11 protein-coding genes are annotated in these 10,147 nt (G+C 74.2%); 4 read left to right on the forward strand and 7 right to left on the reverse strand.

Annotated features, from left to right (window positions below; genetic code table 11):
• The coding region (locus tag EAO77_RS19235) for a PTS fructose transporter subunit IIC (RefSeq protein WP_261994029.1) at nucleotides 1-1,572 on the reverse strand (1,572 nt) is incomplete at its 3' end.
• Between EAO77_RS19235 and EAO77_RS19240 the strand changes: the two genes are divergently transcribed.
• Entirely contained in the window at nucleotides 1,571-3,484 is a 1,914-nt protein-coding gene (locus tag EAO77_RS19240) for a potassium channel family protein (protein WP_147989543.1), read from the forward strand. The genes EAO77_RS19235 and EAO77_RS19240 overlap by 2 nt on opposite strands.
• Before the next feature lie 51 nt (nucleotides 3,485-3,535).
• Here the strand turns inward: EAO77_RS19240 and EAO77_RS19245 are convergent, their stop codons facing one another.
• Nucleotides 3,536-3,982: a GNAT family N-acetyltransferase gene (locus EAO77_RS19245; RefSeq protein ID WP_147989535.1), complete on the reverse strand. Its 447-nt coding sequence runs from the start codon at nucleotides 3,980-3,982 to the stop codon at nucleotides 3,536-3,538.
• A 184-nt stretch (nucleotides 3,983-4,166) separates the two neighbouring features.
• On the opposite strand from EAO77_RS19245, the gene EAO77_RS19250 reads away from it, so the two are divergent.
• The 3 genes from EAO77_RS19250 to EAO77_RS19260 all read left to right on the forward strand — a co-directional run bounded on the left by EAO77_RS19250 (nucleotide 4,167) and on the right by EAO77_RS19260 (nucleotide 6,985).
• Entirely contained in the window at nucleotides 4,167-5,153 is a 987-nt protein-coding gene (locus EAO77_RS19250; protein ID WP_147989536.1) for an aldo/keto reductase, read from the forward strand.
• 139 nt (nucleotides 5,154-5,292) lie between these two features.
• Nucleotides 5,293-6,117 (forward strand): aldo/keto reductase, encoded by an 825-nt coding sequence (locus EAO77_RS19255; RefSeq protein ID WP_147989537.1) that lies wholly within the window; start codon nucleotides 5,293-5,295, stop codon nucleotides 6,115-6,117.
• A gap of 166 nt (nucleotides 6,118-6,283) precedes the next feature.
• A complete protein-coding gene (locus tag EAO77_RS19260; protein WP_147989538.1) occupies nucleotides 6,284-6,985 on the forward strand; it encodes a DNA polymerase beta superfamily protein in 702 nt (233 codons plus the stop codon).
• Nucleotides 6,986-7,013: 28 nt separating this feature from the next.
• Here EAO77_RS19260 and EAO77_RS19265 read toward each other — a convergent pair whose 3' ends face one another.
• From EAO77_RS19265 to EAO77_RS19285, 5 genes are all read right to left on the reverse strand, one after another.
• Nucleotides 7,014-7,682 (reverse strand): GNAT family N-acetyltransferase, encoded by a 669-nt coding sequence (locus EAO77_RS19265; protein ID WP_147989539.1) that lies wholly within the window; start codon nucleotides 7,680-7,682, stop codon nucleotides 7,014-7,016.
• Nucleotides 7,683-7,855: 173 nt separating this feature from the next.
• A complete protein-coding gene (locus EAO77_RS19270; RefSeq protein ID WP_147989540.1) occupies nucleotides 7,856-8,194 on the reverse strand; it encodes an ArsR/SmtB family transcription factor in 339 nt (112 codons plus the stop codon).
• 192 nt (nucleotides 8,195-8,386) lie between these two features.
• Nucleotides 8,387-8,758, reverse strand: coding sequence for a hypothetical protein (locus EAO77_RS19275; protein WP_147989541.1), 372 nt, complete (start codon nucleotides 8,756-8,758; stop codon nucleotides 8,387-8,389).
• 145 nt (nucleotides 8,759-8,903) lie between these two features.
• Entirely contained in the window at nucleotides 8,904-9,869 is a 966-nt protein-coding gene (locus EAO77_RS19280) for an amidohydrolase family protein (RefSeq protein WP_147989542.1), read from the reverse strand.
• Nucleotides 9,866-10,147 (reverse strand): aldo/keto reductase (locus EAO77_RS19285; RefSeq protein WP_187283311.1); only part of this gene is annotated, 282 nt, incomplete at its 5' end. The genes EAO77_RS19280 and EAO77_RS19285, both read right to left, overlap by 4 nt.

Raw genomic sequence — 10,147 nt, forward strand, 5'->3', positions numbered from 1 at the left:
CGCGGCGGTGACGACGGTGCCCGCCGCGACGGCCAGCAGATACAGCCACGGGCTGCCGATCAGCGGCACCACGAAGATGCCGCCGTGCGGAGCGCGCAGGGTGGCCTCGAAGGCCATCGACAGCGCCCCGGTGACGGCGCCGCCCGCCATGGCGGACGGGATCACCCGCAGCGGGTCGGCCGCTGCGAACGGGATGGCGCCCTCGCTGATGAACGAGGCGCCGAGCACCCATGCCGCCTTGCCGTTCTCGCGTTCCGCCCTGCTGAACAGGCGCCCGCGCACGGTCGTCGCCAGGGCCATGCCCAGCGGGGGGACCATGCCGGCGGCCATCACGGCCGCCATGACCTTCAGGCTGCCGTCGGTGGGGGCCGCGAGGCCGCCGACCGCGAAGGCGTACGCCACCTTGTTCACCGGGCCGCCGAGGTCGAAGCACATCATCAGGCCGAGGAGCGCGCCGAGCAGGACGGCGTTGCCGCCGGACAGACCGCTCAGCCAGTCGGTCATCGCCCGCTGGAACGAGGCGATCGGCTTGCCGACGACGACGAACATCAGGAATCCGACGACCGCGGAGGAGACCAGCGGGATCACCACGACCGGCATGATCCCCCGCAGCACCGCCGGCACGGGGACCCGCTGGATCGCCGTCACCACGCCCCCGGCGATCAGGCCGGCGGCGAGCCCGCCGAGGAAGCCGGCCTCGATGGTGAGGGCGATGGCACCGCCGACGAAGCCGGGGACGAGGCCCGGCCGGTCGGCCATGCCGTAGGCGATGTACCCGGCGAGGACCGGGACGAGGAACGCGAAGGCCGCGCCGCCGATCTGGAACATCAGAGCGGCCCAGCTCGCCGACTCGGTCCACAGGAAGTGATCGGCTACGGAGGGGGCGTCGGCGATCTCGTAGCCGCCCACGGCGAACGCCAGGGCGATGAGGAGGCCGCCCGCGGCGACGAACGGGACCATGTAACTGACGCCGGTCATCAGCCACTTGCGCAGCCGGGTGCCGAAGTGGTCGCCGCCGCCTGCGTCGGCGGCGAGGGGGGCCGGGGAGGAGGGGGCGCGGGCGGGACCGGCGGCGGCCTTGGCGCGCGCCTCCGCGATGAGCGCGGCGGGGCGGCTGATCGCCGCCTTGACGCCGACGTCGACGGTGGGCTTCCCGGCGAACCGGTCCCGTTCGCGGACCTCCACGTCATGGGCGAGGATCACGCCGTCGGCCTCCGCGACGACGGACGGGTCGAGCCGTGTGAATCCGGCCGACCCCTGCGTCTCGACCTCGATCTCCACCCCCTCGGCCTCGCCCGCCTTCCTCAGCGCCTCCGCGGCCATGTACGTGTGCGCGATCCCGGTGGGACACGAGGTGACGGCCACCACCCTGAACGGCCGCCGCCCCTCGGGGGCGCCGCCGCTCACCTCGTCGTCCTCGTGGAGCAGCGCCAGCGAGGCGGCCCGGTCCACTCCCGCCCGCAGCAGCGCCTCGTCGGTGGGCTCGGCCGACAGGATCTCCTCCAGAGGCAGCCGCAGACGGACGATGACGGTGCCGCAGCAGAACCGGGGCGGGCGCCCGGCCGGGCACATGGTGGTCTGCGGGGACGACGGCCTGGCCCGCCGGCTCGCCGCGGAACTGCAGGACGTCTACCGCGCCCATGTGGTCCTGGTCGTGCCCGACGCCCTGTCCGGCACACCGGCCGGCGGACGGGGCGGCGATCCGTCGCGCGGCGCGCGGGCGGCCGGCCGGTTCGGCGTCGGCGCGCCGCGGCTGCCGACGCCGTCGCCCGACGACACCGTCGGCCGTCTGCGGCTGCCTCTGGAGGAGATCCTGTCGGCCGAGCCCACCGACGAGGCGCTGCTGCGGGCGGGAGTGGACCGGGCCGCCTCGCTGGCGCTGCTCCACGAGGACGACGAGGTGAACCTGCGGGCCGCGCTCGCGGCGCGTCGGCTCAGTCCCGGTCTGCGCCTGGTGGTGCGGATGTACAACCGCAAGCTCGGCCAGCACATGGAGGAGCTTCTCGACCAGGCGGCCCTGCTGGCGATGCCCGACGTGGACCGGGCCTTCCTCGACGCCTCCACCACGGTGCTGTCGGACGCGGACACCGCGGCTCCGGCGCTCGCCGCCACCGCGGCGGGCGGGACCAGCAAGGTCGTCCAGGCCGACGGTCTGCTGCTGCGGGCCGTGGAGCGGGCTCCGTCGCGTCCCGGCGAAGTGCCGGATCCCGGACTGTGCACCCTGGCGCTGCTCTCGTCCTCCACCGCCGACCCCGCGGGCTCGGAGGGCTCGGACGCCAGCGGGCCGGAGGGCCCGCTGCTGCTTCCCGACGACGCGACCGTCCGCGACGCCGCCGACCGGGGCACGGTCGTCCTGGAGACCGTGCGGTACGCGGGTCCGGCCCTGCCCTTGCGGCGCCTCGCGCGGCGCGGCGCGCCGCTCGGCGCGTTGCTCTCGCGGCGGCTGCGCCGGGCGCTGGCGGGCATCGTCGCCTCGGTGCTCGCGCTCAGTGTGACGGCGTCGGTGGCCACCGACGCCGATCCGGTGCACGCCTCCTACCTGACGCTGCTCGACCTGTTCGCGATCGGCGATCCCGCGGTCGGCGAGTCGACGGCCCGTCAGGTCCTGCAGCTGCTGGCCGGGCTGGTGGGTCTGGCGCTGCTGCCGCTGCTGGTCGCCGGGGCCCTGGAGGCGCTGGGCACCTTCCGTGCGGCGGGCGCGCTGCGCAGGCCGCCCAGGGGCCTGTCCGGGCACATCGTGCTGCTGGGCCTGGGGAAGATCGGCGCCAGGGTGCTGGCGCGGCTGCGGGAGCTGGACATCCCCGTGGTCTGCGTCGAGGAGGACCCCGAGGCCCGAGGGGTGCCGTTGGCGCGGAGCCTCGCGGTTCCGGTGGTCCTGGGCGACGTCACCGAGGAAGGGGTGCTGGAGGCCGCCAAGGTGCACCGCGCGCACACGCTGCTCGCCCTCACCAGTTCCGACACCACGAATCTGGAGGCGACGCTCTACGCCCGGACCGTCAAGCCCGACCTGCGGGTCGCGCTGCGGCTGTACGACGACGCGTTCGCGACCGCCGTCCACCGCACGCTGCGGGCGGCCCATCCGGGCGCCGTCACCCGCAGCCGCAGCGTCACCCATCTCGCCGCGCCCGCGTTCGCGGCGGCGATGATGGGCCGTCACATCCTCGGCGCCATACCGGTGGAGCGCCGGGTCCTGCTGTTCGCCGTCGTCCGGGTGAGCGGCACGCCGGAACTGGAGGGGCGGACCGTCGCGGAGGCGTTCCGCCCCGGGGCCCGGCGGATCCTCGCGCTGGACACGGCGGTGCCGGCAGCCCGGCACCCCGACCTCGGCGCGGTGCAGCACGGCGGCGACGAACCGCAGCTGCTGTGGGACCTGCATCCCGGCTATGTGCTGCGCTCGCAGGACCGGGTGGTCGTCGCCGCCACCCGCCGCGGTCTCGCCGAGCTGCTCGGCACCCCGGCGCGCCCGCACAGCGGCACGCACTGACACCGGGCCCGGCAGGCGCGGCCGCCGTGCGGCCCGGCGTCTGCCGCGTGCTCAGTTCCCGGACAGGCGGAGGTCGATCCACGGGACGGTGTCGCCCGGCAGCAGATACCGTTCGGTCTCCGTGTAGCCGTGCCGCAGGGCGAAGCGCAGGCCGTCCTCGTTGCAGGAGAGGACGACCGTCTCGATCACCCGGGCGCCGAGCTCGCGCGCGTGCGCGAGGCCGCGCTCGTGGAGCACCTCGCCGTAACCCCGGCGCCGGTGGGCGGCGAGGACGCGGGCGATCACGGTGGCCGTCCCGGTGCCGTCCGCCGGCGGGCGCACGGTGCTGCACCCCACCGGTTCGCCGTCCCGGTAGGCGATCTCCAGACGGTGCCGCTCCCGGCGCTCGCGCACGTCGTCGAGGGAGAGGGGGTGGGTGGGGATGATGACGTTGTGGATGTGCTGCCAGTCCCGGAGCATGGCATCGCCGTCGGGCCGCTGGATGACGAGATCGGACATCGCGCCAGGAGACCGGACCGCGCGCCGCGGCGTCAACCGGGTTTGTCCGAGGGCCTGTCCGGGCGGGCGGCGGTCCTGCCGGAACGGTGTGCGTACGCGCTTGACTTCGCGTGCACTCGAAGAAGCAGTCTTCCCTCCGAGGCCCGCAGCAGCCGGGTCCGCAGCACGAGGAGAGGGCTCCCCCATGAAGTACCGCACGATCGGCAGCGACCCCGCGACCAGCCGGCGGGTCAGCGTGCTCAGCCTCGGGGCGATGCTCTTCGGCACCCGTACCGACGAGAAGACCTCCTTCGCGATCCTGGACCGGTACGTGGAGGCGGGCGGCACGTTCATCGACACGTCGAACAACTACGCCTACTGGGAGGACGGCAGTCAGGGCGGCGCGAGCGAGAGCCTGATCGGCCGGTGGCGGCGCAGCCGCGGCATCGGTGACGAGGTCGTCGTCGCCACCAAGATGGGCGCCCGGCCCCTCGCCCCCGGGACGGGGTTCGTGGAGAACCGTGAGGGCCTGTCGGCGCGGGCGATACGCATCGCCGCCGAGCAGAGCCGCGAGCGCCTCGGCATGGACCGGCTCGACCTGCTGTACGCGCACGTCGAGGACCCGTCGACGCCGCTGGAGGAGACCGTGGAGGGGTTCGCGGCACTGGTCGCCGACGGCGGCGTCGGCCTGCTCGGCGTCAGCAACCACTGGACGTGGAAGGTGGAGCGGGCCCGCGCCGTCGCGGCGGCGCGAGGCCTCCCCGGCTTCGAGGTGCTCCAGTACAGCCACAGTTATCTGCGCCGCCGGACGGACCTGCCGGACGCGCTCTCCGCCGACGGCGCGTACGGGATCGTCAACGGTGATCTGCTCAGCTATGTGCGGGCGGAGCCGGCGCTGACCCTCGTCGCCTACACGCCGCTGCTCGCCGGGGCGTACGTCCGCGACGACAAGCCGTTCGGTGCGGACCTCGACCACGCCGGCACACCGGTGCGGCTCGCGGCGCTGCGGCAGGTCGCCGAGGAGACGGGTGCGACGGCCAACCAGGTGGTGCTGTCCTGGCTGATCGGCGGCGACGTCCCGGTGGTGCCCCTGGCCGGTGTGTCCTCGGTCGCCCAGCTCGACGAGAACCTCGCGGCGGTCGATCTGGAACTGACCGCCGAGCAGCGGGCCCGGCTGGACGGCGCCTACTGACACGGCGCGGCGGGGTCCGTGCGGTACCGGCCGGGTGCCGCACGGACCCCCATCGTGCGGCGTTTGCATGTAACCCGCGTCTGCAATTATTGTGGACGAGCGTAACCACCTCATGCAATCGGCCGCAAGGAACAGCGCGATGACCACAGTGCCCACCGTCCTCCTCAACGACGGGACCCGGATCCCTCAGCTCGGCTTCGGCGTCTTCCAGGTCCCCGACGACGAGACCACCACCGCGGTCGCCTCCGCCCTGGAGGCCGGCTACCGCTCGATCGACACCGCGGCCGTCTACGGCAACGAGCGGGGCGTCGGCAGGGCGCTGGCGGACTCCGGCATCCCCCGCGAGGAGCTGTACGTCACCACCAAGCTCTGGAACGCCGACCAGGGCTACGACGCCGCCCTCAAGGCCTTCGACACCAGCCTCGCGGCGCTCGGCCTCGACCATGTCGACCTGTACCTGATCCACTGGCCCGCCCCGGCGCAGGACCTCTACCGGGAGTCGTGGCGGGCCGTCGAGCAGCTCGTGGCGGACGGCCGGGTCCGCACCGCCGGCGTCTCCAACTTCGAACCCGCCCACCTGCGCCGGCTGCTCGACGGCGCGTCCCTCGTCCCCGCGGTGAACCAGATCGAGCTCCATCCCGGCCTCCAGCAGGGCGAGTTGCGTGCGCTGCACGCCGAACTCGGGATCGCCACCGAGGCGTGGAGCCCGCTCGCCCAGGGCGCCGTCCTCGCGGAGGAGCCCCTCACCCGGATCGCCGCACACCACGGGAAGTCCCCCGCACAGGTGGTGCTGCGCTGGCATCTGCAGCTGGGCAACGTGGTCATCCCCAAGTCGGTCACCCCGGCGCGGATCCGCGAGAACATCGACGTCCTCGGCTTCACGCTGTCCGACGGGGAGATGGACGCGATCGCCGGACTCGACCGCGGTCTGCGGACGGGCCCGCACCCTGACGAACTCGGCTGACCGCCGTCTCCCCCTCCCCGTCCGGGCGGGCGCCGCGGCGGACGCACCGCCGGGCCCCGGCCCGGTGCGGGCGGCGAAAACCGGAGGCGGACGGCGCCCCCGGCGGGCCATCCTGCACGGAACGGATTCCGGACGGGCCGCGCCCGCGAGACACCGAGGAGCTGCCTTGTCCCCGCACACCGTCCTGCTGTCCGGCATCGTCGGCTCCACCGCCTACGGCCTGGCCCACGAAGGGTCGGACATCGACCGCCTCGGCGTGTTCGCGGCGCCCACCGAGGACTTCCACGGACTGCACGCCCCCCGGGCCTCGTACGTCACCACCGCCCCCGACCGCACCCTGCACGAGGCCGCGAAATGGTGCCGCCTCGCCCTCGGCGGCAACCCGACCGCCGGTGAACTCGTCTGGCTGCCGGACGAGTTGTACGAGGTCCGCACGCCGCTGGGCGACGAACTCATCGCCGTCCGGTCCTCGCTGCTCTCGGCGAAACGGGTACGCGACGCCTACCTCGGCTACGCCACCCAGCAGGCCAGACGGCTGACGGACCGCGCGGTGGCGGGACCACTGCCCGCCGACGCCCGCGCGCGCACGGCCAAGCACGCCCGCCACCTCATGCGCCTGTGCCACCAGGGCCTCGGGCTCTACACCACCGGCCGCCTGGAGATCCGGCTCGAGGACCCGGACGCCTTCCGGGCGTTCGGCGAGCGGGTCGCCGACGACCCCGCGCAGGCGCACCCGCTGCTCGCGGCGTACGAGCGGGCCTTCGACGAGGCCCGCAGCCCGCTGCCCGACCGTCCCGACGAGGCGCCCGTGGAGGCGTGGCTGCGCCGGGTGCGCGCGCACCACTACGCGGCACAGGCGGCACCGTGAGCGAGCGTGCCGGTCCGCGGCACCCGTGTCACAGTGCCGCGTCGCGGGCCGTCGATCGGCCGAGGTACCGGACGGGACCGGGGTCCGGCACGGGCAGCAGCCTGAAGCCCAGACGGTCGTAGAACGCCCTGGCACCGGTGTTCGCCTCCACCATGCACAGGTGCACCGCCGGCACGCCCGCCTCCCGGAGCGCGTCCAGCAGCGTGCGCATCAGCGCGCGCCCGTGACCGCGGCCCTGCCAGGCGGGCAGCAGGTCGATGTGCAGATGGGCGGGATACGCGGCGACCTCGGGGCGCACCATGTGCTCCGGCCGGTGCAGCAGGCCGACGATCTCGTCGGACGGGGTGCGGGCCTCCCCGGTGGGCAGGGGGAAGCGGGAAGCGACCGTCGGCAGCCATTCGGCGCGGAACCTCTCGGCGAAGCGCGCGGTGTCCGGCGCGCCCAGCACGTAGCCGACGGCGCTGCCTTCGCCGTCGTCCAGGACGAAGGCGAAGTCCGGCTCCAGCGCCGCGTAGGGGTGGGCGAAGACCGACGGCATCAGCTCCGGGTCCGGATGGAGGACCGACGAGTCCCCGCCCTGGTGCGCCGTTCTGACGCATATCTCCGCGAGCGCCGACCGGTCCGACGGCCGGTAGCGGCGGATGTACGGGGTGCCGGCGGCGACACCGTCGGCCTGGGTGGCGGATGTGTGCTCCATGCCCTGATGATTCCGCGCCTGGGAGCGCTCCCACAACCGGTTTCACCGGCCCCGCCTCGCTGGCGGCGATCTGTCGAGGCGCCGGGGCGGGTGACGGGCCGCGGTGTCCGGCGCGGGTGCGGGCGGCCCGGCGTGTCGGGGCGGGGGCCTGCGGGGTCGGTCGGCGCGGGAGGTCAGCCCGGGGTGTCGGCGTGGCGGAGTTCCTCGAGGAGTTCGCTCTGCCCGGCCAGGAGTTCGGTGAGGATCCGGCGGGCCGCGCGCAGCAGTTCGGCGACGTCGCCGCCGGCGAGGGCGTAGCTGACGGTGGAGCCGTCCCGGATGGATATCACGATGCCCGAGCGGCGCAGGACGGCGAGCTGCTGGGACAGGTTGGAGGGCTCGATCTCGATCTCGTTGAGCAGTTCGCGTACGGGTACGGGGCCGTTCTGGAGCAGTTCCAGGACGCGGATGCGCACGGGGTGCCCGAGCATGCGAAAGAACTCCGCCTTGGCCTGGTACAGCGGTACCTGCATGCGACAACACTCCTGCCGGGTCTGGGTCGCTGGTGGGGGGTGGCAGCCCGATCTGCCGGGTGCCCGATGGCCGACGTCATGATCCTGCCGCTTCCGGCTCCGCCCCCACCCACAGCTGACCACTTTCGGATGTGCCGAGTTGAAGACTTCTGCAACTCGTGGGCGTGCGGAGCCGGGCGGCACGACGCGGGGTTACAGCTCCAGATCCGCTTCGACGCGCTTGAGCTGGTGCCGGGCCATGGCGAGGTTGGACCTCCCCTTGTCCAGGACGATGTAGAGGAACAGGCCGTTGCCGCCCTTGCCTCTGAGCAGCCTGATGAGGTGGTACTGGCTGCCGAGGGTGATGAGCACGTCCTCGATCTCCTCCTTGAGCCCCAGCATGTCCATCGCACGGAGCTTGGCCCGGATCACATCGGTGTTGCCGGCGGCCGCGACCGTCAGATCGAGGTCCTTGCCGCCGCCGAGCGTGCCGAGGGCCATGCCGCTCGTGTAGTCGACCAGGGCGACTCCCACGCTGCCCTCGATCGTCATCGCCTCCTTCAGAGACGTCTCGACGTTCGCCATCAGTGCTCACTCCCTCGACTCATGGATGCCGGACCGGGGGTGACCGACCGGCCGGCCTGTGGTCAGGACGCTACTGAGGCGCCGGAGGGCGGGACGCCGGTTGCGCGGAACCGTCCGAAAACAGCCCCTGGCGCTCCGGATCAGGTCATGCCGACGGTCCTTGAACGGCGGGGCGCAGGCCGTAGACGCGGGTCGCCGTACCGGCGAAGAACGCTTCCCGCTCCCCCGGGTCCAGCCGTGCGGTGAGCGCCCGGGCGGTGTCCAGCACCTCCGCGTATCCGGCCGCCGGCAGGCACACGGGCCAGTCGGAGCCGAACATCACCCGCCCGGGCCCGAACGCGTCGAGGACCGCGTCCGCGTACGGCGCCAGGCCGGCGACGGTCCAGCCGTCCCGGCCGGCCTCGGTGACCAGGCCGGAGAGCTTGCAGGTGGTGTTGGGGAGGGCGGCGAGGCGGCGCAGGTCGTCCGCCCACGGCGTCAGCCGCCCGGTGGCGACCGGTGGTTTGCCCGCGTGGTCGAGGACGAAGCGGAGCCCGGGGTGGCGGGCGGCGGCGGCGCGGGCGGCGGGAAGCTGGTGCGGCCGTACGACGAGGTCGTAGACGAGGCCCGCCCCGCCGACCGCGGTGAGCCCCCGGCCGACGTCCGGGCGCAGCAGCCAGCCGGGGTCGGCCTCCTCCTGCACCTGGTGGCGGATGCCCACGAGGCGGTCGCCGCCGGGGCCGGACCGCAGCTCGGCGAGGGCGTCGGCGACACCGGGGGCGGTGAGGTCCGTCCAGCCGACGACACCCGCGATCGGTCCGCCGGCCGCGGCCGTGGCGAGGAAGGAGACCGTCTCCCGGGTGTCGCAGACGGTCTGGACGAGGACCGTGGCGTCGACGGGGGTCCCGGCCGTGGCGCGTGCCAGGTCGGCGGGGAGGAAGTCGCGGCGGATCGGCTCCAGGGCGGGATCGTCCAGCCAGGGCAGGTCGAGGGCGGAACGGTCCCACAGATGGTGGTGGGCGTCGACGACGCGCGGCACGGCGAGCGGACCCGGGCGGCTGCCGGGGCCGGCCGGGACGGCGTGACCCTCCGCCGGACGGCCGGGCGCAGGGCGCGGGTGTGCGGCGCTCATGTGTCGTCCTCTCCGGGGACGGGGACGGTGTCCGGCAGCAGCCCTTCGGACCGGAGGTCCTGCCAGAGCGCGGGCGGGACGGGGCGGGCCAGCCAGGCGGCCGCGTCGGTGATCTCGCCGGCGTCGCGCGCCCCGATCAGCGCGCCGGTGACGGCCGGGTGCGCCAGGGCGAAGCGTACGGCCGCGGCACGCAGCGGCACGCCGTGGCGGGCGCAGACGTCCTGCATCCGCAGCGCGCGGTGCAGCATCGGCGGGGGCACGGGGGCGTACTCGTAGGT

Source organism: Streptomyces sp. T39 (assembly GCF_008042045.1).
Taxonomy (GTDB): Bacteria; Actinomycetota; Actinomycetes; order Streptomycetales; family Streptomycetaceae; genus Streptomyces.